The 22736-nt window shown below is 58.2% G+C and carries 16 protein-coding genes and 1 pseudogene; 2 read left to right on the forward strand and 15 right to left on the reverse strand.

Going from position 1 to position 22736, the window contains the following annotated elements; all coding sequences use genetic code 11:
* The first annotated feature begins 196 nt into the window (after positions 1 to 196).
* Positions 197 to 811 carry a helix-turn-helix domain-containing protein gene (locus ACTGJ9_RS16075; RefSeq protein WP_456677850.1) on the forward strand — a complete coding sequence of 205 codons (615 nt, stop codon included), beginning with the start codon at positions 197 to 199 and terminating at the stop codon, positions 809 to 811.
* A gap of 56 nt (positions 812 to 867) precedes the next feature.
* On the opposite strand, the gene ACTGJ9_RS16080 is transcribed toward ACTGJ9_RS16075, so the two are convergent.
* From ACTGJ9_RS16080 to ACTGJ9_RS16090, 3 genes are all read right to left on the reverse strand, one after another.
* A complete protein-coding gene (locus ACTGJ9_RS16080; RefSeq protein WP_456677851.1) occupies positions 868 to 2229 on the reverse strand; it encodes a tyrosine-type recombinase/integrase in 1362 nt (453 codons plus the stop codon).
* A 165-nt stretch (positions 2230 to 2394) separates the two neighbouring features.
* Positions 2395 to 3114, reverse strand: coding sequence for a hypothetical protein (locus tag ACTGJ9_RS16085; protein WP_456677852.1), 720 nt, complete (start codon positions 3112 to 3114; stop codon positions 2395 to 2397).
* Positions 3111 to 5594: a phage tail tape measure protein gene (locus ACTGJ9_RS16090; protein ID WP_456677853.1), complete on the reverse strand. Its 2484-nt coding sequence runs from the start codon at positions 5592 to 5594 to the stop codon at positions 3111 to 3113. Before ACTGJ9_RS16090 ends, ACTGJ9_RS16085 begins: the two co-directional genes overlap by 4 nt.
* A gap of 677 nt (positions 5595 to 6271) precedes the next feature.
* Here ACTGJ9_RS16090 and ACTGJ9_RS16095 point away from each other — a divergent pair.
* Positions 6272 to 6988, forward strand: a complete 717-nt coding sequence (locus ACTGJ9_RS16095; RefSeq protein WP_456677854.1) for a recombinase family protein — start codon at positions 6272 to 6274, stop codon at positions 6986 to 6988.
* Between the two features lie 365 nt (positions 6989 to 7353).
* Here the strand turns inward: ACTGJ9_RS16095 and ACTGJ9_RS16100 are convergent, their stop codons facing one another.
* The 12 genes and pseudogenes from ACTGJ9_RS16100 to ACTGJ9_RS16155 all read right to left on the reverse strand — a co-directional run bounded on the left by ACTGJ9_RS16100 (position 7354) and on the right by ACTGJ9_RS16155 (position 22622).
* Positions 7354 to 7644 carry a hypothetical protein gene (locus ACTGJ9_RS16100; RefSeq protein WP_456677855.1) on the reverse strand — a complete coding sequence of 97 codons (291 nt, stop codon included), beginning with the start codon at positions 7642 to 7644 and terminating at the stop codon, positions 7354 to 7356.
* Positions 7645 to 7655: 11 nt separating this feature from the next.
* Positions 7656 to 8048 (reverse strand): hypothetical protein, encoded by a 393-nt coding sequence (locus ACTGJ9_RS16105; RefSeq protein ID WP_456677856.1) that lies wholly within the window; start codon positions 8046 to 8048, stop codon positions 7656 to 7658.
* On the reverse strand, positions 8048 to 8236 hold the full coding sequence (locus ACTGJ9_RS16110) for a hypothetical protein (RefSeq protein WP_456677857.1): 189 nt from the start codon (positions 8234 to 8236) through the stop codon (positions 8048 to 8050). Before ACTGJ9_RS16110 ends, ACTGJ9_RS16105 begins: the two co-directional genes overlap by 1 nt.
* A 361-nt stretch (positions 8237 to 8597) precedes the next feature.
* Positions 8598 to 8942 (reverse strand): hypothetical protein, encoded by a 345-nt coding sequence (locus ACTGJ9_RS16115; protein ID WP_456677858.1) that lies wholly within the window; start codon positions 8940 to 8942, stop codon positions 8598 to 8600.
* 716 nt (positions 8943 to 9658) lie between these two features.
* Positions 9659 to 10615 (reverse strand): hypothetical protein, encoded by a 957-nt coding sequence (locus tag ACTGJ9_RS16120; RefSeq protein WP_456677859.1) that lies wholly within the window; start codon positions 10613 to 10615, stop codon positions 9659 to 9661.
* A gap of 106 nt (positions 10616 to 10721) precedes the next feature.
* Positions 10722 to 10895 carry a hypothetical protein gene (locus ACTGJ9_RS16125; RefSeq protein WP_456677860.1) on the reverse strand — a complete coding sequence of 58 codons (174 nt, stop codon included), beginning with the start codon at positions 10893 to 10895 and terminating at the stop codon, positions 10722 to 10724.
* Positions 10896 to 11164: 269 nt separating this feature from the next.
* Positions 11165 to 13252: a UvrD-helicase domain-containing protein gene (locus tag ACTGJ9_RS16130; protein ID WP_456677861.1), complete on the reverse strand. Its 2088-nt coding sequence runs from the start codon at positions 13250 to 13252 to the stop codon at positions 11165 to 11167.
* Positions 13253 to 13641: 389 nt separating this feature from the next.
* Positions 13642 to 15465 carry a DUF262 domain-containing protein gene (locus tag ACTGJ9_RS16135; RefSeq protein WP_456677862.1) on the reverse strand — a complete coding sequence of 608 codons (1824 nt, stop codon included), beginning with the start codon at positions 15463 to 15465 and terminating at the stop codon, positions 13642 to 13644.
* 2 nt (positions 15466 to 15467) lie between these two features.
* Positions 15468 to 16349: a hypothetical protein gene (locus ACTGJ9_RS16140; RefSeq protein WP_456677863.1), complete on the reverse strand. Its 882-nt coding sequence runs from the start codon at positions 16347 to 16349 to the stop codon at positions 15468 to 15470.
* Between the two features lie 369 nt (positions 16350 to 16718).
* A complete protein-coding gene (locus ACTGJ9_RS16145) occupies positions 16719 to 19052 on the reverse strand; it encodes a site-specific DNA-methyltransferase (protein WP_456678540.1) in 2334 nt (777 codons plus the stop codon).
* The gene (locus tag ACTGJ9_RS16150) at positions 18971 to 19525 is read right to left on the reverse strand and encodes a hypothetical protein (protein ID WP_456677864.1); all 555 of its coding nucleotides are present in this window, start codon (positions 19523 to 19525) and stop codon (positions 18971 to 18973) included. Before ACTGJ9_RS16150 ends, ACTGJ9_RS16145 begins: the two co-directional genes overlap by 82 nt.
* A 32-nt stretch (positions 19526 to 19557) precedes the next feature.
* Positions 19558 to 22622, reverse strand: a pseudogene (locus ACTGJ9_RS16155) (BPTD_3080 family restriction endonuclease).
* Between the last annotated feature and the right edge of the window lie 114 nt (positions 22623 to 22736).

Raw genomic sequence — 22736 nt, forward strand, 5'->3', positions numbered from 1 at the left:
AGCGAAATCTTGTCATTTGCGTATAACAGCATTGCAAATAAAATGCAAATCGGCCGGCGCATGGATCGTCAGAGAGCCATCGCGGAGACGGTATTGACAAATTTGCGAGCTTTGGCTAAATGCAAATCGTGCAAATCAAGCGAAAGGACAATGCATGTCGCGAGGCCGGAGCCCTCGTTCTGCTCGTGACCCCTTCGTGGCCTGGATCAGGGGAATAATGCTAAGGAGAGATTGGACGGCCACCGATTTGGCTCGTCGCTCAGGATTAGCTCCATCAACCCTGCTAAGAGCGCTAAACGATCCTGCGCATCGGTTTAGCTTTACAAAAAAAACGCTCCAAAAAATTGCTGACGGAGCAGAAGAGCCGATCCCGCCAAGTCTCGGGGGAACGCCAAGCTCGGAAGCAACGGCAACAAATGTTGCCGGCCAGCGAATGCTGGGGGTACGAAATGTTTCTGCGTTGCCGGCCAAAGCGCAGTCCGCCGCTAAGGCCGGAAAGACGGAAATCGTTGAGGCGCCACCTCGTCTTCGAGACGATGAGACTGCATTTGCACTTCGCAATCCAGACGAAAGTCTCGGCGCATGGTTTAAACCGAGGTGCCTCATGTTTGCGACCAAAGCACGCGATCCGGCTGGAGGAGATCTCATCATGCTGACCGCGAAGGACGGCCGGACGAGAGTAAGACTTCTCTTAGGAATTGATGCGTCGGGAATGCGACTATCAAAATCGATGCCGCCTCGTGAAGATGAATTGATAGAGTTCGATGATCTGGGAGAGGTCGCCATCATCGTCGAAGTTGTCGTGGACTAGAATGTGTGACAGCGAGGCTCCGGCAGCAGTTAGATGTAGAGTAAGGCGTTTCCAACTCAACTTCCCGACGTCTTGTTCTTGGAGCTGACGCCTGCGACGGCACTCTTCATGAAATCCGGATGGTGGTGACCGTAGACGTTGCGCAGCACGTCCACCGACATTCCGAGATAGCCCGCTGCGTCCCACTCTTTGACGCCAGCTTGCATTAACCAGGTCGCTGCCGTGTGCCTCAGAGTGTGCGGCGTCGCCTTAATGTCGAGCTTGGCAAGGCGGACGGCGCTGGCGAATCCCTTCTTTACGCTCTGGACCGGTCGTCCGCGATACTCGACGAAGTTCTCTTTTACGATGCCAAGTCGAACCCATCGGCGCATGTGGTGGAGAAGCCGAGGAGGGAGCGGCACGACTGTTTGGAGCTTTTTCGTTCGGCGCCTCCCAATAGGCTGGCGATAATATAGACCAGCGTCCAAGTCGACGTACGACTTGCCAGCATCTTGCTTTATCGATGCTGAAGCTATCGCCCCAGCACGGGTGCCTGTGTAACAGCCGATCAGTAAAAATCGCGCAACATGCTGCAGTGGTCGTCTATCCGTTGCAATACGCTTGCCTTTGTCTCTGCCACAATGAATTGTTTGGACTTCGCGGTAGCGCCAGGCGGCCCAAATGATCGCGGCAACCTGCCCGCGCGTGAGCCATTGCTGACGAGCCTCTCCCTTCGGCGGTAACGTGACGTTGACAGTCCCGAAATGAAGATTTTGTTGAGCATGGTTGTTGATGGCTGCACGAAGAACCTCAAGGTCACGGCGAGCGCCGCCCGGGCCAGGACGGCTCGAAACATAGTCGCGGCAAGTCGTAGGATTGATTTGAGCTAGACCTCGACTGCCCCAGAAGGCGTTGAGGCGATTGATATGGCCGAGGAGATTCTTGTCGACGTCGGTTGGGCGGCACTTGTCCTGACGATAGCTCGCGAGGACGTCGCTGATCATAATCTCATCGATACCCTGCGCTCGCCCTGCAGGGGCGTGTAGCCCAAAGGTAGAGCCGCTGGAGCGCCGCTCGGGGCGGAGAGGTTGGTTCTGTATCGATAGGACGTGCGAGGATTGTCCATTGATTGCATCGAATGTCTTTGGCTGCGTGCTTGGCCTTGGGTCCTGCGCAGGGCGACGAAAGCCCGACGTGCGAGTACTCGCAGCTTCTACACGACAGGCTTCTCTCATGAAGCCGATGTCGGTAAGCGTAGTGTAAAGCTTGCCGTCGATCGATTCATAGGCCAGTCGTCCGCGTCCAATCTCGCGGCGCAGCCCGGCGGGGGTCATAGATCCGTCGGGGAAGGCGATCTTGGCGGCGGCGCCAAGGAGAAGAGGCGTTGTAGGAGTGATAACACCTTCACACTCATCTTCGTCTCGTCCGTCCTCAAGCATGATGTTCTCTTTCGCAAGCGCGCCAATGAATGGTCGCTACTGGCTCAGTGTTGGAGGATCGTCGATTGCATACAAGGCTGTTGCATTCGCACTAATGCAAATGGAGAGTTATCAAAGCGAGGGTACATCCGCCTCAACAACGATGACTCTTCAACCTGGCGCGGATCAGGTGTACTCAGACTCACTGTCGTGAGCCCGCCAGTTCATGGACTCATCCACGCGGCGCTGGACCAGTGTGGCGAGCGCTTCCGGGTCGTGGCTGCTGCCGTTGATGTGGATCGCGACGCTGCCGCCGGCACCGCCACCAAAGCCACCCCTCATTGGAACGCCAGACTGCGGGGCAGCAGGAACGTTCCTGACCGCGTCCACCGGGGACGGGACCTGACCGATAGGATTGCCGCGACGAACCATCAGGTTCTTGTCGGCGTCAATCCAGTGTTCCCGAACTGCGTCACCGTCATTACCGGCCAGCATCTTGATTTGCAGCCGGCCGTTCTGCATCCGCGTCTCGCCTGTCGCCAGGCCGACGTGACCACCGGGCTGATTGTAACCGAGGCCGTGCGTCTGAAGCAGAACGTCATTACGTTTGACGTCAGGTGGGTTGATCGCGGTGCCGTAGCGCTGGAAGCTGTTTGCTACCGCGCTGCCGGTACCCTGACCCCCGGCTGCTTTGATCGAGGCGTTGACGAAACGAGCGCACCAGGCATTGGACTTGCCTCGAACGTCTGCGCCGACGTAGGACGCAAGCGCCCGGTAGTCGACGTTTTCATTCATGCCCAAGAGCCGTTCACCAGCGCTGACAGCGTCGCCACTGCCGGCATTACCGATGCCGCCCGACAGAGCATTCATCTGTTTCGAGACACCTGACTGCCAACCGCCGTTCAACCCACGCGGATCATTCGGGGCACCGGGTGGCGCATAGCGCTCCCCATCTTGCCGAGGTCTCCGCCGGCCACGCGGTAATTCTTGGCGACGGTCCGCCCCGCAGCATCAATGCCAGCGTCGATGCTTGGAAATGCCAGCTTGGTTCGCGAGCCGGTCTCCGGGTTCATGAGACCGGCGACGTTGTTATAACGGACGTTAGATCCATTGCGAGTTTCGTGCGCGATTACACCCGCGAGCAATGCAGGCGGGATTCCGTTCGCGTCGGCGGCTGAGACAATTTGATCATACTTTCTGGCAAGCGCCGTGCCGGCAAATTTCCGATCAAATGACGCTCTGTCGAGCCTGCCGGCCGCTCCACCGCCTCCGTTGAAGTTCGGAACACTGTTCGTGAAGGAGGAGCGAACTTTCTTCGCGGTGGACTCCCATGAGGCCGTAGCGCCACCGCCAGATGCTCCATCGCTCCATGATCCGGAAGCGCCATATCCGCCGCCCGTACCTTCTACGCCGATAGGAGAAAGCCCGATCCAACCACGAACCTTGTTGATCATGGACAACGCGACATTTTTGACCGCATCGACGATGGAAACGAACGCGGTGAACATCTTTTCCGCGACCCAATCGAGCGCCTTCTTCAAGGCAATGACAGAGGCGATGAAGAGGGCGAATGGACTGCTCAGCAGCGCCATCGCTCCGGCGAGCAGCAACAGCAGGGGATTGATGACGATCAGCGACGTTGCGAGCACAGCGAAATTGGCGACAAGCTTACCCGTGCTCTCCGGATCGTTGCCAGTCAGGCGCCGGACGATGCTGAATGCGGATATGAGGCCTTCGCCCCAAGACTTGATGCCGGCAGCGAATCCCCGTCCCCAAGCCTTCCATGATGCAACCGTGCTAGGGCTGAACTGAGCGACGAGCCAGTCGACGGCCTGCCCCCAGTTCTTCAAACCAAAGCCTTGCAGCAGTCCAACAGTCAGTGCTTCGAAGTGATCCTTGATCGCATCGAAGTTGAAGGTGTCAGCGTGCCGCAGGATTGCGTCGGCAATTTGCGTGAACGCCTTATCGAAACCACCGCCGATCTTCTCTTGTGCCAGCTTCGCTGCGGCCACAACACTTGCATATGCGCCGGACATGGACCTGACCGCCTTAAGCGCGGCCTTGTCCAGGAATCCCTTGTCGGTCTCGATATCTTTTTCGATCTGCTTCAGCTTGTCTTTGGCGAGGACCATCTGCAATATCTCGTCGAACCACTGCTCGCCACCAAGGTCTTTTGCTACACGAATGCGCAGCTTCTCCGGCAGCTTCGCGAGGTGGTCGAGGAGCTGATAAACGGACGCCAATGGGTTGTTACGCATGGCCTGCGCCATCTCATAGCGACCACCGAAACCGAGGTAGCCTGCGGCCTCCTGCATGTCCTTCGCCTTCTGCCCATGCATCGTGTCCGCCGATCCAACAGCACCGATCAGATGGCTGATGAAGTTGCCGGACTTCCCCGGTTGAATGCCAACGTCAATCGCCGTACCGACAAGGCCGGCCAGTTGCTCGGGAGTCAGCTTCCCGCCGGTCGTTGCGAGAGCGGACAAGCCGCGCTTCATGCCCTCAACGATCTGAGTGCCGCTCGCCTTTGAATCCTTGTTCGCGATTGCGATCGAATTGGAGATTAAGGCGTAGCGGTTCTTGTCGAACGCGATGAACGAAGCAAGGCCGCCGAACAGCTCTGCGGTTTCCTTTTCGCTGATGTCCATTGCCGTTTTGGCTTTCAGCGCAAGCTCGGTCGCATCCCCCAGGACTTTCTTGCCGATGCCGGCCTTGCTCAGTTCGGTCGCCACGCCAAGGGTTCCTTCGGCGCCGACGCCGAACTTGATGCCGAGCCGGTCAAGGGATTCCTTCCTCAACTTGCGTACTCCCTCGCTAGAAAGATCGCCAAACATCTCGGCTTGGGTTTCGCTCCTGGAGATTTTGAGCCGCTCCCGGAATGCCGACGCGATGCCGCGGCCGATGCTTCGCTCCGCCGCAACAACATCGTTGCTGAGTTGGCGCACTGCCGATGCTGCGCCGACGCCGAGGAACGTCCCGCCCGCGATCTTGCCTACGCTGGTACCGCTTCCACGCGACAGGGACGCAATGGCAGGACGCTTCGCGAGGAGCGCCTGGTACTGGCGTTCATCCCGCATCAGCGCGCCGTACATGCGGCTTGCGGACTTCTCCCGGTCCTGATCGGCTTTGGTCCAGGCGCTCCGGTATGACGCCGCTGCTCGCTCTGCGACGTTGGTTAGTCCGCGCATTGAATCGGCTGCCGACTTGCTGGCGCGAGTCACGCCGTCGAGTGATTGGAAGGCCGTCTTGCCGAGGCTGGAGAACTCAGCGTTGAAACGCCTTGCGGAGGCTCTGAGCGCATCTATGTTTTTCATGAGTCCCCGGAGGACCGAGGATGCGCTCTCGCTTGCGCTCAGCGTGACTTGAAGGTGGAGACTTTCGGACACGATTTTCCTTCTGGGATATGTTGGGTTTCGTTGATGGCCGTGAAATCGGCCTTTTGGAAAGTTCGCTGAAGAAACGGATTCGAATGTGCCGTCAGATATTTTTGCCGGGTGGGGTGTAGAAACCGAAATAGATGAGACGCTTCGTAGTCGAAGCTGGCTGGTCGATCAGGGGGCCATGCGCAACAAAAACGGGACCCTTCACCCCTCCCGCACTCGCGAGCGCTGTGAAACCTCACTAGGTCCGTGCAAGGGCGAGGACGATGATGGTCGGTGGTGGCTCCCGCAGACAGTGAGGCGAGGCAGGCCCGGTCATTGTCGCGTTGTCCGTCACTGGATGGGACGATCCAGCACGGTTGAAAGATCAGCGATGGGGCGCACCCGTCGAGCGGATGGCAGCTACTGGCCAGCCGTAAGCCAGGCAGATGGTGCCACCCACGCGCGTGAGTCCATGATCTGGACACTACGCCGGACTCTACGGCTGGCGACCAAGCGCGGCGCGGCGTTCTCTGTGGCTGTGGCTTTCTCGGCAGCCTCGCCATGGCGCGTGCCAGTACAGGGTGCGGCAGGACCACCGCGCAGCCGGGACCAAGGCAAAGATTCTCATTGACGAAGGCCAATGACCAAATTTACAAAACGGACTAACGGTCATTAGGCGGTTTTGTAATCGGGGATCGGCAATGAAGATCGTCACCTATCGGCGCGTTTCGACACAGAAGCAGGGTAGGAGCGGGCTTGGCCTCGATGCTCAAGATGCAGCCATCCAAGAGTTTGCCCGAACAAGGTCCGCTCGGATCATTGGTCAATACAAGGAAATCGAGAGCGGCAAGATGAACGATAGACCGGAGCTTGCGGCTGCGCTGCACCATGCCAGGGTCACGGGGGCCACGCTGGTCATAGCCAAGCTGGACCGGCTCTCTCGCTCAGCATCGTTCACCCTTACTCTGCGGGATAGCGGCGTGAAATTCGTTTGCTGCGACATGCCGGAGGCGAATGATCTGACCATTGGCGTTCTGGCGGTTGTCGCTCAGGCAGAAGCCGCCGCTATCTCAAAACGAACCAAGGACGCACTCCAAATGGCCCGCAAACGCATTGCGGAGGCAGGCCAGCGCAATCATCGGAGGATCAAGCGCCTCGGGAACCCCAACGGTGCAGATGCCCTGAGGCGTGCCGGCAAAGGCAACGGAGCCGCTATCGCTCAGGTAATGGCCAAAGCGGATCGGCGTGCCAGTGATCTTACGGTTGTGGTGCAGGACATTAAGGCCGGTGGCGCGGTGACGTTGCAATCCATCGCGGATGAGTTGAATAATCGAGAGATGATGACGCCGCGCGGCGGAAAGTGGCATCCGTCATCTGTTGCTAACCTCCTGCGGCGCATCGAGACGCGCGCCGCATAGAGCAGGATCACCGGAACGCCACGCAATACTCGCCGGCGCTGGTGAATGTCCCGGCCGGACACGATCGGCCAGGCAGACGGGCAAAGGCCCGTGGTGAATCGGGATGGAGCGCGATGCAGCACCATCCCGAGGCCAGATAATTCACTGGACATGCGCTGCCCGTCTTGGCGATCTGATCCCGGCCGCGGACGGGTATGCAGTAGGGTCTGGCAAGGGCGGGAGGCGCGACAACGGCGAGAGCCATCGCAAGGGCGTGCAGTTTCGAAAGCCTTAACATCGCTTGTGTCGCGCCTCCCTATGAGAACGGCAGCCTCTGGAGAGAGTGAGCTGAACCGCCGTCCGAACTAATATAGCAAACCCGCCTGTCAGGCTGCTACGTCATCCCCGGCACGCCCCGTCAACGCGGCAATCTGCTGGGTGATCATTTCCTGCTCCGCCAATGCGTCGGCTAATTCGACTTCCAGCGCTGAAACGTCGATGCGCTGGAGCCTGTCTCGGACTGCCGCCACTCTCTGGTTTGCAACGTCCTGACGTTTCCGCAGGTCGAAAAGTTCCAAGGCAGTGCTGCGGGCGGCTCGGACCTGATCATCAACGGTGTACCGCTCAGCTTTCACCTTCGCTGCGGTCTGGCGAGCTAGGATTCCCGGTCGTGTCATCTGTCGTATCCTTACTTTTTTTGAGCAGCGCGCTGGCGTTCTTGGATGTGCTCGCGAGTGACGCCCGTGTATCGAACGAGATCAGCATCCGTGATGCGGGCCTGCTTCCGGCTTGCGGCGATCTCTGCGCGGTAGCGTTCGGTCAGCGTGCTGGGCTTGTCGGCCGTGACTGGCTTGGAGAAGAACCGTGCGTTCTTCGGATCACTGGCGAGTGCCCGCAGTTCATCGATCAGGGGCTTACCATCGTGCGAGACGACCCCGTGACCGAGCACGAGGCCGGTTGAGAACCGCGCAGCCAGAGCGTCAATTCCCTCCCGGCTGAGGTCCGGCAAGCCATGCTGTTGAAGCAGGCCCTTGAGGACGACGGCAGCATTTGCTTGGCCATTTACTATAACGGCGGTCATCACGCTGCCTCCCGCTTAAGGCCGGCGATCAAAAATCGACGCATCAGGCTCGACCGGTTCGGGGCAGAGGGATCATCGGCTTGTGCCGCTTCGTCGATCTTGTCGATCAGAATTTTTGGCAGCTTGATCCCGACGTGAATCATCGGTGATGCGATAAGTTCGTCCGCGCTGAAGGCGGATTTCTTCATGGTCTTCTCCAAACAAAAACCCGCCGCGCCAGTGAAGGCGACAGCGGGTCGGCAGAAATGACAATGGACCCGCTTGGGGTCCATGTGGTGGATGCTGGGTGCCGTTTAATCCGGTGGCATCGTGCCAAACTCTGTACACCCATATTTTGATTTTGTCCAGTCCTCGAGCCTCGGAATGCAAACTGCGTCCGAGAATGCATCTCGCTTTTTCATGTGGTGTAGGTGAGCGAGTCGGCGGACTTTCGATAGCCTAGGATCGATTGCACTAGATGGCGTACAACGGAGCCCGTAGAGCGCCCGTCACGTTGAGAGCTGGTATGGTAGCCGTCGTCTCCGAAAACGCACCAGCGGTCGATACCCGCTACGTCTGGCTACGGTCTTGCGGTGGTGGTCGCCACCTGCAGAAGCGCGGGCCGTTCGTCTGATCCTCGCGAACGTCGAGCTTTGCGAGCACGCCGACTTTGCCAAATGCGGCGACGGTATCAGACCGGCCGGCGTAACGCATCTCGAGAACGGCGGAAGGGTCCGCACCTTCTCCGAGTAAGAAGCGGGCGGCGGATAGGAGTGGCGTTCGACTAGCCGGAAGCGTTGCGCCGTCAGCCATTTCTATTTGGAACCGGCCATGACGATCGTCTGTTTCCTGGATGTTGATGCGGTGGCGGCTGGTCGTCGCGACGTTGTAGCTAGTGATGGTGCGCGTGTTCATAGTTGCTGTTGCTTTCGGCCGGCGCATGGATGGAAGCGCCGGCATTGATGGTGATGTCCGCTCGATCGATTCCGCTGAAGAGGGACCGGCTCTGATTGGGATAATCGAAAGGCATGGGAGGGGCGGCGCTGAGGCCGGCGGGTCGGGCGCGACGGCGAAGATCCTCGGACATCTGCCTCAACGTTGGCTCTGCGACCGATCGAAAGACGTTTCGAACTCGGTTCTCTTTCGGTTCATTGATAGGTTCAGTGTTGGTTCATTGATAGATTAGGCGGCACGTCGTTCCGGTGGTACCGGCACGTCGTTCCGGTGGTACCGGCACCACGTTCCGGTGGTACCGGAAAGAGATTCCGGTGGTACCGGTACCTGATTCCGGTGGGGTACCGGCACGACGTTCCGCAGGTCCGCAAATCGTCTGTAGTGGTCACCAGTGCGTTTTGCGTCGTGTCCGCTGGTTATTGATGGCTACCTTACGGCAGCGCATGCACGGCTCTGTGAGTTGCTCGCAGGTGCGTTCAATGTTGGGTGCGAACGCCCATCTGTTTGAGTTACGGTCACTCGCTCGATCGGCAGCTACAGCGCGGATCATCCAAGCGATCGAGCGCTGAACGCTTTCGGGCAGTGATGTCCTCTCGTGGCCCTCGGTGAAGCAGAGCCTCTGCCTGAGGGATGACGGAGGGGACGAACAGCCGTGGCGCTGCGCCCAGAAGTGCCGGCTAGATAGCCATCGCTGGCTTCGACCTTGGCCGGTTGTCTCGCTGATAGCCCTCCCAGAGCCGTTCCTTCACGAAGTTCTCCGGGTTCTTGAGGTACTGTGGTTCAACACCGGACTTCTCTGCCGAGTAGTTTCTGACTCCTCGCAGAATGTGCCACGGTTCAGTCTCACCTTCTCGCCTGACCTCTTCAAGAGCGTCGGCGATTTTCTTACGGTCACCTCCCTTGGGATACAGGTTCATGAATTGATCCAAGAAATCATCCGGCCACGGCTCGACACTAGCCGGGATGGGTCGTGGGCGATCATCGACCGAACCAACCGCCGGCCCTCGCTCACCGAACGCAGGACGACGGTGCTCTCTTGATGCAGCCTTCTTCTTTTGATCCTCTTCGAAGGCCGTCTTCACAGAGCCTTCTTCGTCGGGTTCTGAACCTGGCGTCTTTGGTTGAGAACCCGAGTTGTTTGGTTGAGAACCCGGGTTGTTGGGTTCTGAACCCGAGTTGTCTTGCTCAGAGCCCGACCTCGTCTCGTGTTGGGAGCCTGAGTTTTCTTCCTCAAGATCATCTTGGTCCCGGATATCTGCGAACTCATCCTCTTTGACCCTGCCACACTTCCGCAGGCGTTCGTACTCAGCCCTGAACCAAGCCATGTTCGGGCAGATGTGATGCGTGTTCTTTGCTCCAGTGCGACGCACCACTTTGAACGCGCCTGTTTTTTCAATTTCAATCAGGCCCCTGTTGAGTGTCTGGGTAGAAGACGGTGCATATCCAGCCTCGATGGTCATCTTCGGTACGGACGCATAGGCATAACCGACTCGGGAGTCATAGTGAGCCAGAGCGTTTGCAGCCACCGCCTTTCCGACGAGTGTCAGTTTGTCGGTGAGCGCGATCACAACGTACGCGCGTTTCTCATCTTGCAGTTTGATCTCGTATCTGGACTTTTTACGTTTTTCAGGCATAGTGTTTTTAGTTCGATCTCAGCGGGTTGAACAATAGAATGAAGCCCATGGCGCAGCGAACGCCGTGGGCTTTCTCGTTGATGGTTGTGTCTTGGCGCGTTGGTGTCTACGTCACTTCGCGGACAGCCCTCTCTAAAACTTGTCGGGCGAAGTCACTGCGAGATCGTCCCTGGCTTTTTGAGACGCGATCGATCTCGCACTTGAGCGCCTCCGGCATCACGAAGCTGGTGGTGATGCCATTCTCCAGTACCGGCGGCCGGCCACCCTTCTTTCTCTCCATTCGATTTTCTCCATGATTTCGACGCAAAAAAACCGCCGGGCGGATTGCCGGGCGGCTTGTACACGTCGGTGAGGTTGCCTTCTTCAATAGGCCCATATGGCCAGAACGTCAATAGGAGTCCGGGCGACGCCAGACAACCGCGCCCGGTACTCCTAGTCGCTAAGCGCAGACGTTCTGCCAACAACCACCGTTGCGACGCTAGTCCGCCGATGGATCTTCTGTTCATAAGAGCTGCGGACTGACGCTCGTGTACCCTTACTGCATTCCCTTTAGACCTTATCGAGATCGTCCAGAAACTCGGAAACGGGCGTCACACCACTGACCAGCAGATGGTCCCGGGCCCGCGTGCAGGCGACGTAGAGCAAATGACGCTCAGTCTCGTACACCTCCTGCAGATCGGCTTCGTCGCCTACATGCTCGATGCGGTCCTGGAGCGGGATCACCTCGTCGTCGCAGGACATCACGACGACGGCGCGGAACTCCAGGCCCTTGGCCAGATGCATGGTGGCAATTGAGGCCTGTCCGCTTGCCGTTTCGACCCGATCGTCCAGAACCCTAAACTCGAGCCCGGATTCCTTAACCGCAGCGCGGGCTCGGTCGAGTTGCGCTTCGGAGCGCACGAATACTCCGAATTCGTGCGGAAGCAGGCCGGCCGCGGTCAGTTCGGCGATCCAGCGTCCAACCGCTTTGCATTCGTCGCGTTCATCCTGCAGCGCAAGAATCTTCGGCTCTGGACCATTGAAGACCGAGATTGCATCGTCCCGCTTCTCCATGTTGCCATCGGCGTCCGTGACCGAAGGACCGAGCAGGCGGTCGGCCTGACTGCGAATCTGGTGTGACGTCCGATAGTTGACACGCAGAGTTCGCGAGCGCCCCCTAATATCGATACCCAGCGACTTCCAGGAAAAAGGCTGCTGGAAAATGCGCTGCCCCAAGTCGCCCGCAAAGAACACGGCGTTCGCACGGTCGCCGCCGATCGCTGCCAAAAATCTCAGATGGGCGGGATTGACGTCCTGTGCTTCATCGACGACCGCAAAGTCGAATACGATCCGCTTGTCGCGGCCGATCGCGTTAGCGAGCGAGTTGAACAGCTCCGGCCATGTGATCAACTGCATCGATCGCAGCTCTGCCTGAACGCGCTCGAAGATCGACCATAGTACCTTGCGCTGTGGCTCCGGCAGGCGCGTCTTGCGACCGAGTCTGGCAACGTCGCGGTAGGCCTCCCACGATCTTAGCTGCCAGGCATCAACAACCTGGTCCCATTCGGCGATGAGAAACCGCGAGCTGAACTTGTGGTCAGTCGCCGCAGCTACTCTGATGATCAGATCCCGAACGATCTCCGTAGCCGCAATCGCGGCCGGCCCGGCATGGGATTTGTGCAAACGAAGTCCGATGCTGCTGAGCGAGTGCACGTCGATCCGCTCGCCGAGGCGGGGTTCACTTGCCAACAGACGACGTAGTTTCGCCTGGAGGGCGTGGGCGAGCGTGTCGGAAAAGGTGGTCAGAAGCACCCGGGCCTGCGGATGGGTCCGGGCCAGATGTACTGCCCGGTGCAAAGCCACGATCGTCTTTCCGGTGCCTGCCGAACCCGACACGCGGGCAGGTCCGGAATAGTCGCGTTCGACCATGTCGCGCTGTTCCGGATGCAGGAAGACAGTCCACTTCTCCCAAGGAAATTCGAGCGCGCGCTCCAGCTCCTCGACGTTGGTCATCATTCGGAAGCGGCGCTGCGCATCCGGGTGCTCGAACGGGCTGGTCAGCTCCTTTGGAGCGGCTGTCGGGCGAGGCTTGCCGCCGGTTGCCAATTCAAGCAGAGCTTCGGCTGCCTCGGCTGGCAGATGATCTGCCACGACCAGAAGCGTGTCCTCGGTCGCCTTCTTGACATCTGCGAGCCACTCAGTCGGCACCCCATAGCCCAGTAACTCGTCGTCAGAGATATTCACGAAAAGCGCCAGCTTCTCCGGCGCCGGCCTTTGCACCAATGGCAACTCGGTCTGCACATAAATCGGTACAAGCACTTCCTTCACGGTCTCGCGAATTTCGACGAGCTGGGCCGCACCCGTCTTCGGATGGGTCTCCAGCTTGCGTCTTTCCGCCCAATCGTAAGCCTTGTCGTGATGATCGACGTAACAGAGCAACAGGCTTTGGTCGCTCCTATGGACGATCAGCCGGATGTCGCTGTTCACCCGAACTGACCAAAAATTCTTGTCCCTGGCCTTATCAAGCTTATGGAAGCTCATGCCGGGACTGGCAGGATTGAGCTGCAGGTCGAACGCTGTGGTCTTGACAGCCTTCTGCTCGTCGCCAGTCAGTCGGGCAAGGCTGTCGGTGAAAGTGTCGGCGATGCGGAAATCCATGACGTTGCCCTAAAGCTCAATACCACGAGATCCCAGTGATCAATCGGCGCGTGAGTCGAGACCGGAGATCGTTTCGATTTTCGACGCCGCAATCAGGTTCACCTGGCCACTTTTTTCTCCACGCATGCGCAACAAAAACCCTCTTCGCAAATAGTCACCGATCTGCTCGGCCGTTATCGCGATCTGGTTGGCGGAATGATGCTTCGTTCTACCAAGTGCAGGATCGGCGACCCTATATAGCCCATCCGGAAAGCGATGAGGAATATACCGTTCTCCATCCGGGGCACGCCGCTCGAATCGCGGCAACCGTGGTGAGCATGTTGGCGCTTCCCGTTGATCGGCTGTTTCCGAAGCGGTGGCGCCATCCTCACTGTTGACGCCACCGCCTCTCAGTTTCCCAGTGCGCCTACCTCGTTCTGCGGCAATGCTGATGAGCCTCCTGAAGCTGTGGGGTCGAAATTCAGCCGCCGCAACCGCTGGCTGATCAGCCGCTCGCGAGCTGCGACAAACTCCGGCAACGCGGTGACGTCCCAAAGATCCGGGTCGTTCGGGATGAAATGTCGTTGGAGAAAATCCCGGTCGCGCGTTCGGATCCAGTGAGAGAAGGGCGCATTATTTTTCTCCAAATTCTCTCGCCCGAGCAGAAGTTGAAGGTTGCCGAGCTTGTCCACGCTCTCGACGATCTGCTGAATGCGCGTCTCCGGCAGGTTTCGCGCCATCAGGGCTTTCCGATCCGCAAGAGACCGAGGGATGATGTGGTCGATGTGATACTGCGTCGAGCCCCAATTGACGTTGTCGTAGAGCAGTGAAGCCGCCAGGAAGCAGTTTCGCTTACCGTAGGCGATCTCCAAAACTCCATCGATATTGTTGTCATCGAACCCGGTGATCCGGCCGCGCGATGCCAATCTGCTGACCAGTGCGCCATTGGGAAACTGCCTGCTGGCCTGGAGCGATTCCTGAAGGACGGCCCGTGCTGTCCCGATCGTCTGATCAGAGCTGCCACCAAACACTCCGTTCAGCAGACTGCCCAGGAGCCACTGATGAATACGCCTCGCGTTCTCGGCCTCGAAGGGGGTTGAACCATCCAGACTGCCGCAGTTGGTTCGATAGATATAGTATGCGATCGGCAGCAGCGCGTTAACCGAGGTTAGGTTCTCGCGGTCGATACCAAACCGATTCACGAGCCGGAGCGTTGCCTCAAGACTCGCCTTGATTGCGCGCCAGTTCTTCTCGATCAATTTCAAATTTGCAGTGGTGAAGTTGCCGACCTTGTATCGTTGATCGAGATCGGAAAGAACCAGACATGACTTCATGACGAAGTCCTTGTCGATCTCGTTCCTCGCATCCAGGCCGGAATTGAGGTGATCGACGAAGTCATAGATCTCCTGACGCGCGCTGACGCCCTCCCATTTGGAGGTGATCATCGAAAGCAGGAGGTCAGACTTGCTCAGCTTCGTCCCGCCGTCGTTCGCTCGGATAAATATGTCCAACACCCGGTCGTACGACTGATCCTTCTCTGTGTAGTAGGCGATAACTCCGTCCTTCCAGACGGTGCGGTACAGCCGATCCAGATTTTTCTCCGCAACCCGTCGCATGGAGCGGGGGGCGTCGGCCGGCAGCCGCGCCAACACTTCGTCTGCCAGACGGTCCAACGCATCGTCGCTGGTGCAATCGAGAATGCTGCCGACCTTCATCCAGAGGTGGTCCCCGTCGCTTTTCGGCTCTTCTTCCGCAAACCGAAGGCCGTAGGTGATGCCGAGATCCTCTGCGTCCGGGTCTTCAGCGTCGGCAACGGCGGGATCTTTCAGCAGGTCGATGTACAGCCGCTGCCTGCTCCAGGCATCCGGATTGTTCCGGCGGCCGTATTTCGAGCGGACGGTGAAAGTGCCACGCAAGCCGATAAGGAGAGATGTAAGCCGTTGCTGGCCATCCAGTACAAGGACCACATCCCGACCATCTGGTTCGGCCATTTCGTTGTGGGTATCGCCGAACCGGAAGTTTTCGATGAACTTGTATATTTCCCAGTCTGAACGGTGCTCTGGCCTGATTTCCCAGAAGAGAAAGGAGCTGATCGGGTATCCCTTCAGCAGCGAGTCGAAGAGCGCGACAATCTGATCCGGCTGCCAAACGTACGGACGCTGAATGGCGGGCAGAAAATACGAACGATTTATCTGGTCGATGACGCGGGCAACAGTCGATGAAACGTAAGACATGTCTAGTTCCGGTTTACAGGAGTTGTTTTTGTCGTTGATGAGTCATTGCGCCTGTCACGCTCGGCGTGCTTGAGGGCATTCCGACGTCTCGCCAGTTCTTCTTCGGTGAGCGTGGCGGGGGAGTCTCTGCCAGGGGACGTTCGCTTCCGTGGGTCATCGCTCCTCTTGTGCTGCTCCTTCGCGGTCGCGCGCAACTCGCGAGCTCGTGCAGCGACGTTGTCATCGTTGAATACGCGGCTGAGCAAAATGTATGTCAGGCGCGGTGTCCACTTTTCACCACATACCGTTCGGCAGCCCTTGTGGTTCAGTCCAACCGCAACATCCTGCGGCTTCCGCTTACCTTCGCGGGCGAGAGCTTTCACGATCGGCGATAACGTTGCGCAAAACTGCTCAACAGATGTCCGCTTGGATTGGAAATGCCTCAGCTCGTGGGGCTTGATTTCGCTGCCGTCCCTCGACGGACTGGGACGAGGAAATTGCATCCCGCCCGAGCGCAACGACACGGACTGCCTTATGAGTTGTGGATTGCGAGAGAATAAGGGGGACGGCTTGGATTCAGGCGATGTTGTTGTCACCGGTGGTTCGCCGAGAGGAACGGTCCCGCCGAAGACGAACTGAACCGGGGTCATCAGCTCCTTATAGAAAAAGGAAACCTCCTTTCCTCTTATGCTCATGTAGTCGCCGACCTCGAAAATCGGCCGTACGGACTTGCAACTAAATCGCGCGAGCACGCCATCAGACGACTCAAGGCATTCCGCTTCCAGATCGTTTTGGTCTCCGCGTCGATCAACCGAGGTGACGACGTGTAAGGTCCACGTATGCGGCTTCCTCGTGCCGAAAACCTTTCCGCGAAAAATCCCGGCGACATTTGCAGCATCGATCAACTCGCGTGTCAGTCCCCTGGCTCGACGGACGGGCAGGGCGGTGGCCGCTTCGAAAGAGGAAACCTCCGGTCGACGCGAGTTGTCCGTGCATGGATGCTTGGGCCAGGGAGGCCCCAAATCATCGAAGAAGACTCGGCTGCCGAACTCGTTTGCATAGAAGAAGACCGGAGCCCTGCAGACGGGGCATCTGGCGTTTGGGTTTACAAAGCATGCTGCGATTGAACGAACCGCATTCCTTGCAAGTAAATTCCAGGCGTCAAGTCTGCGGACGCTGACTGTAACTTCTCCACTGCCGTAGTTCACACACCAGCCACATGTACAATCTGAATAGTGATTATACCCAGTCACTCGACGGCCCCGATCACGATCTCAGTTCAACTTGAATACCTTCATCACCTCGTCACCAAGGTGATTGATGACCTTCACCGCGATGCGGCCACTCTTGGGCTTGTCGAATGGGCGCGACGTGTCGCTGTTCAGAGTCGCCCAGGCTTCCGGATCGATCTCAGCCTTGAGCGTGGTCTTGAGCGCGCCGTAAGGATCGTTTGCGCCGAGGAAGTAGGCATGACGGACGAAGAAGCTTTCCTCGTTGTAGTCCGTGTCGACAAACCAGCACGCAATGCCATCGGCGTTGTCGCTGATGACCTCACCGGTCTGCGGCTTGAACACGTCGACGCCGTTGACCTTCACGCGCAGTCGGCCGTCCTCTTCGTGGATGAGGTCAATGTCTGGCTCGCCGAAGATGACGAACAAATTTCCCTTACCGGTATTCTTGAGATCGTCGGCCATGTGCAGGTCGGCGTTCATACGCGCCTTCAGCACTGGAATGCGGCCAAGCCTGTTGAACTCGGTGGTGTGCGCTTCATAATTGAACGCGCAAGCGATCAACACGTCGAACGAGGCATCGCCGGCCTCTCGGGCCGCAGCGACCAGATCCGCGCGCAGCACGGTGCCGAACTCCGGGCCGATGAAGATGGCTGCGCGCCGCTCAGTGTCGCCTTCCATGTAGCGGCCTTCCGCGCAGACGAGTTCGCCCGGCCAAGCCGCGAGGGCGGTAAAGTTGATCCGATCGTCCTTATTCGCCTGCTGGACGCCGGCGATCTTGAGGTTTTCGAGGATCATTTCTGGGAAGGAGTTCTTAACCCCGTATTCAGCGCCATTGTCCTTGAGGCCATCAATCAATTCGTCATTCTCGTCCACACCCAGGATGCGATGCGGGCTGAGGCTTTCCACGGTGAAGGGCCCCGCGACCCGGACCTTTTTGGTGTCGGTGTAAGGCTTGTCGTGGAGATATTCGAACTCGGCTTTGGCGGAGATAGAAGCATCGATCTCTTTTTGTCGCGCGATGCGCGCCTCCCACCAATCTGCATGGACCTTTTTCGTGGCTTCAGGCCACGACTTTTCGGCTTCGCGCGGAATTTCCCATTCCTGCCATTTCTTCTTGAGTGCAGCGTTTAACTTGTCGCGTAGTGGCGCCAGCGTGCCCTGCCATTGGTCCCAGACGACATCGATCTCAGCATTGTTTGCGATGGATTTCAGCGTGATGTGCGGCACCCGTTCGTAGACAAAGCCATGGCGGATATCATCACGCACCGGCTTCGAGCTAGGCGCCGCGCGGGTGACCTCGCCCTCCTTGATCTGTCCTTCGCGAGAGTCGGCAAGCAGATAGAAAGGATAGCGCGCACCCATGATCCGCGCGCGAGCCAGAGCAAGAGCGACGCGAGAAGTATCAATGGTGATCCAGCGGCGGCCCCATTGCTCCGAAACCGTCGCTGTAGTTCCTGATCCGCAGGTTGGATCAAGTACTAAGTCACCGGGATCGCTAGCCATCAGCAGGCAGCGTTGAATTACTTTGGTATTCGTCTGCACTACGTAGAGTTTCGGATCGCCGTAACCTGCTGTTGTAGTGTCATCCCATTGGTTATTGAATGGAAAGACCCGAAAGTCTTCAAAGAATCGAACATACCGAAGCGTGTTTCCCAAGGCGATCAGCCGATCTGCCTTTTGAACTCTACTCATTCCGACATGATTGGTCTTCCAACCGCCCTTGTTTGGCATGAAAGTCTTTCCATCAAGCTGAACGGGAAAAACAGTCGTTTGGCCAATGCGTGTTGTTTGGGAGGTCAGATTGTCCGCTCCAAATATGCGGCAGCCATTAGGCAGACTGGCTATTTCGTCGTCTGTTGCAGTCCTGCGGAGACCGTTCGGCTCTTGAATCCGCGTATAGGCGTTGCCTCCAGGCCCCTCGAGAAACTTTGCTTGATACAACTGCCGATATTTTATTCTCTGCTTGTCGCGGGCATACCACAAAATGTGGTTGACCACGTTTGCAAGGACGTCGGTGCCCCCGGCGAAACTGCCTGCGCCGGTTGTTGTCTTAAAAGCTATTTGGCCGGCGAAATTTGAATCTCCAAACACTTCGTCCATTACGACTCGAACGCGATGAACGTTTTCATCGCCGATCTGCACGAAGATGGAACCGGAATCCGACAGAAGATCGCGTGCAACCGTAAGCCGATCACGCAAGTAAGTTAGATAGCTATGAACCTCATCGCGCCACGTATCACGAAATGCCTTAACCTGCTCCGGCTCGCGGGTGATGTGCGCCGCGTTCCCATCTTTCACGTCGCGAGTTGTCGTCGACCACTGGAAATTGCTGTTGAACTTGATGCCGTAGGGCGGATCGAAGTAAATGCACTGCACTTTGCCCCGAAGACCTTCGCGTTCGGCAAGGCTTGCCATAACCTGAAGCGCGTCGCCAGAATCATCCGGTTCGACCAGTTCTGTTCGTGCTGGTAGAACTCGGTCTTATCGACTCCTTTGGGAATGCCATTGAAATCGGCGAAGAGGTCCGGGGTGATTTCTCCGCTCTCATGCTTGCGCTCTTTCGTGGCGCGCAACAGGTCGTCGATCAGCACCTTGGGGTGCACTTTCTCCTGGATGTAGAGCGGCGGCGCGGGGACGACGAGATCGCTCCAGTCCTGCTCGTCCTTGCCGCGCCAGACAAGCTGCGGGTCGAGGTCGCGATTGCGAGGGTAGAAAACCTTCTTTGGATTCTGCTGCTCCGTCTCAAGAACGGACTGGTATTCCGCCGTCGGAATGTTCTTCCGCCTCGCTTCATCGTGCTTGAGCGTCTCAACCGACTTTACAGCCTGCGTCTTTCCGTTCTTTGCCATGCAATCCTCTCGGCCTGTCGTCCTGATAAATCTCAGGCCGGTTCCTTGATGCGGTGCTTGTCGATCAACTTGTCGAATTCGGCCTTTACCCTCGTTTCGAAGTCCGTGCCGATCTGATAGATCTCGCCGAACTCGGCGAAGGCCCATCGCCCGAAGGTGCCGAGATGGTTCACGCCGGGCACCCAATAGGTCTCCATCGTGGCTTTCTTCTCCTTTGCATCCTCGCGCCGATAGCCTTTAATCTCGACGATCAGATTGAGTGGATCGTCCGGACCGTGGCCATCATTGACCTTCACGATGAAGTCGGGCCAATATTTCCGGTTCTCTGAGCCGTAACGGTAGGGCACTTCAGATCCGAGATTGTGGTTCTTGGTATAGGCGATGACGCGCGGGTGGGACTCCGCCACGCGGCAGAACTCGGCCTCCCAGTCCGAATCCAGGATGACCCAGTTCAGGTGATTTTTCGGCGGCGGTCCGTTCGTGTCCCATCGTTCGGCTCGCGAGGTGTTGAAGCGGACGCGACTGGTCGATCCAACTTGATTGTACGGGTTGAGCAGAGCCTTGATCGGCCGTTCGCCAATGAAATGTCGGGTGATGGCAGCTGTAATGCGGTTGCAGGCCATGTCGGCCAGCTCCTGATACATGAGCTGCGCCGGATAGGTGCCGCCTTTGCAGACCAGGCACGTATCGAGCCACTGCTTCACGATGCGTTTGAGCTGACCGAACAAGGTCAGGTTCGGCTCCTCGCCGGGTTCGCGCCACTTGGTGGTTATCAGGCGATGAGTGAGGTTGTAGACGAGAGATGAAGGCCTCATGTCGCCGAGGTGTTCGAGGCTCATGTCGACACCTTGGCCAATGATGCCCGAATTCCGGGTGATCGAGGGGCCGACGAGATCCGGGCTGAGTTCGAGCACGGAGTCGTCGTTGAAATCCGCTGTAAGCCGTTCTTCGGGCAGCTCGACGCGATAGCCCTCGACACGCGGAAAGCGGATCTCCAGGGCATCCCGATCCGGGCTGATGGCCTTGACCTGAATGGTTTCGCGCGGCGGCTGCGGCGGAGCGATGACCGGCTTGGCCGTGAAGTCGAAAGGATGCCGAACACATCGGCGTATTCGACGTTGAACAGCCCCTCTTCATTGAGTTGATAGGACTGTCGGCGCAGCGCGCGGCCGATGACCTGCTCACAGAGCAATTGCGTCCCGAAGGCGCGAATGCCCAGAACATGGGTGACCGTATTGGCATCCCACCCCTCGGTCAGCATCGAGACAGAGACGACGCATCGGATCGAGCCGCCGAGTTGCCCGTGTTTGCCGACGGTGTTCATCACTTCACGAAGCAGATCCAGATCACTAATGTTGTCGGCAGCGTGAGCGTCCTTGGTACGCTCGATGATGTCGCGCTTGAACCGGTGGATTTCGTCGGCGGCCATGGCGCGGAAATTGTCGTCCAGCGCATTGCCGGCTTCGAGCTGCTCGCTGTCGATCAAGAGCGTGTTTGGCCGCGGCAACGGATTGCCCGTGACGTCATCGAAGTTCCGGAACAATGCGAAGCGACTGTTCTGAAGTGTCGTCGAGCCATCCGAGTTCTTCCGGTGGAAGCCGGAGATGAAGTCATAGACCAGCTTCGAGATGGCCGTGTTCTGACAGACGATGATGAAGCAGGGAGGGACTTTGATCCCCTTCTCCTCCCACAGCTTGAACGTCTTCTCGTAGTGGCCGTAGAGCGCCTCGATCGCGGTCTGCAGGCGGGTCGGAAGGCGGAGCGGGTCAAGCTCTTCGCCCTGGCCGCGGCCCTTCTTGGGCATGTCCTTGCGGATATTCTCCCAGAGATCGCGGAACATCGGCATTTCATTGCCAGGAATGTTTTCGGCCACGGGAACGCGCGGCAGCTTGACGATGCCGCATTCGATCGCGTCCATCAGCGAAAAGTCACTCATGGTCCAGGGGAAGAGGGTGCCTTCCGCGTATCCTGAGCCACGGAGGAAGAACGGCGTCGCCGAGAGATCGATGACGCGGGCCACACCGAGCTTACGGTTCACCGCCTCGATGCCGGAAATCCAGAGCCGGGCGGCCTCATTGTTTTTTTCCGCCTCCTTCCTCTCGTCGCCCTTCAGATCCTCATCGTCGGGTTCCTTGGGTTTCTCGCGGTAGCAGTGGTGCGCCTCGTCGTTGATGACCAGGATGTTTTTGAGGCCCATCAGCTCGCCCATGACGCGCTGAATCATCTGGCCTTCGGTCTCCTGCGTGTTCAGCTCTTCGCCAGTCCGTCCTTGCAGGAGTTGACGACCGCCTTTTGACAGCTCAACGCGCTCGCGGAGCCTGAAGGCGTGATAGTTGGTGATGACGATCTTTGCCCGGTGCAGATCGTCCAGCATGTCGGTGGGGACGATCGCGCGCTCTGAGTAGTAGTTCTCGGGGTCATTGGGCTGCAGAACACGTAGCCTATCCTTGATGGTCAGGCCGGGGGCGCAGATCAGGAACCCGCGAGTGAAATTCTTGCTGCCTTCGTGCCGGCAGGCGTTGATAGTCTGCCATGCGATCAGCATAGACATGACCGTCGTCTTGCCGGCACCGGTCGCGAGCTTCAGTGCCAGGCGCATCAGCTCGGGATTGGCATCCTTGTTCGCAGCCGCGAGGTGATCGAGCAGCCGCTTGCCTTGCCGAGTGCCCGGCGCAACCTCGGTCAGCCAGATCGCCGTTTCAACCGCTTCGATCTGGCAGAAGAACGGACGCACGCCCCCAGAGTCGTGATGGCGCCAATGCTGGAGGAGGCGAGCGGTCTCAGGTGTGACTTGCCATTGGTTTGGGTTGGGTAATGCACGCCAGGAGTCGACGTGGCTCCGCACCTCGTTGATAATCGAGGTGATGTCGTACTGTTGTTCGGCCGTGGAAAGACCCTTGCCCTCCTCGAAAACGAACCCTTTCTGGGACGCAGGCTTTTTCTTCTTCGGCTTTGGGATTGGGGTGACGAACTTGGCGCTCCGGCGGCTTTCTATGATCCTTTGGGTTGGCTGCCCCGTCTCGTCGAGTTCCCAGTGCCTGACCGGGTACTCGTAAGGCGAATTGAGGATAGGGTGGTCAAAGAAAGGATCAGACATCACGCCCCCAACGCAAGCATCATCCCCGTGCCAAGTCCCGTACTTCTACGGGATGCAGATCCGCGAAAGTCCGTAGCGATCGGTAGGAATCGAGACCATTGAGTCTCCAGGAGA

Source organism: Bradyrhizobium sp. RDM12, from assembly GCF_051917485.1.
Classification (GTDB): domain Bacteria; phylum Pseudomonadota; class Alphaproteobacteria; order Rhizobiales; family Xanthobacteraceae; genus Bradyrhizobium.

What these genes read in the sequence shown, in the direction of transcription:
- ACTGJ9_RS16080 (WP_456677851.1), bottom strand. Translation starts at nt 2,229, where the DNA reads ATGCTTGAGGACGGACGAGACGAAGATGAGTGTGAAGGTGTTATCACT.
- ACTGJ9_RS16095 (WP_456677854.1), top strand. Translation starts at nt 6,272, where the DNA reads ATGAAGATCGTCACCTATCGGCGCGTTTCGACACAGAAGCAGGGTAGG.
- ACTGJ9_RS16100 (WP_456677855.1), bottom strand. Translation starts at nt 7,644, where the DNA reads ATGACACGACCGGGAATCCTAGCTCGCCAGACCGCAGCGAAGGTGAAA.
- ACTGJ9_RS16105 (WP_456677856.1), bottom strand. Translation starts at nt 8,048, where the DNA reads ATGACCGCCGTTATAGTAAATGGCCAAGCAAATGCTGCCGTCGTCCTC.
- ACTGJ9_RS16110 (WP_456677857.1), bottom strand. Translation starts at nt 8,236, where the DNA reads ATGAAGAAATCCGCCTTCAGCGCGGACGAACTTATCGCATCACCGATG.
- ACTGJ9_RS16115 (WP_456677858.1), bottom strand. Translation starts at nt 8,942, where the DNA reads ATGAACACGCGCACCATCACTAGCTACAACGTCGCGACGACCAGCCGC.
- ACTGJ9_RS16120 (WP_456677859.1), bottom strand. Translation starts at nt 10,615, where the DNA reads ATGCCTGAAAAACGTAAAAAGTCCAGATACGAGATCAAACTGCAAGAT.
- ACTGJ9_RS16125 (WP_456677860.1), bottom strand. Translation starts at nt 10,895, where the DNA reads ATGGAGAGAAAGAAGGGTGGCCGGCCGCCGGTACTGGAGAATGGCATC.
- ACTGJ9_RS16130 (WP_456677861.1), bottom strand. Translation starts at nt 13,252, where the DNA reads ATGGATTTCCGCATCGCCGACACTTTCACCGACAGCCTTGCCCGACTG.
- ACTGJ9_RS16135 (WP_456677862.1), bottom strand. Translation starts at nt 15,465, where the DNA reads ATGTCTTACGTTTCATCGACTGTTGCCCGCGTCATCGACCAGATAAAT.
- ACTGJ9_RS16150 (WP_456677864.1), bottom strand. Translation starts at nt 19,525, where the DNA reads ATGGCAAAGAACGGAAAGACGCAGGCTGTAAAGTCGGTTGAGACGCTC.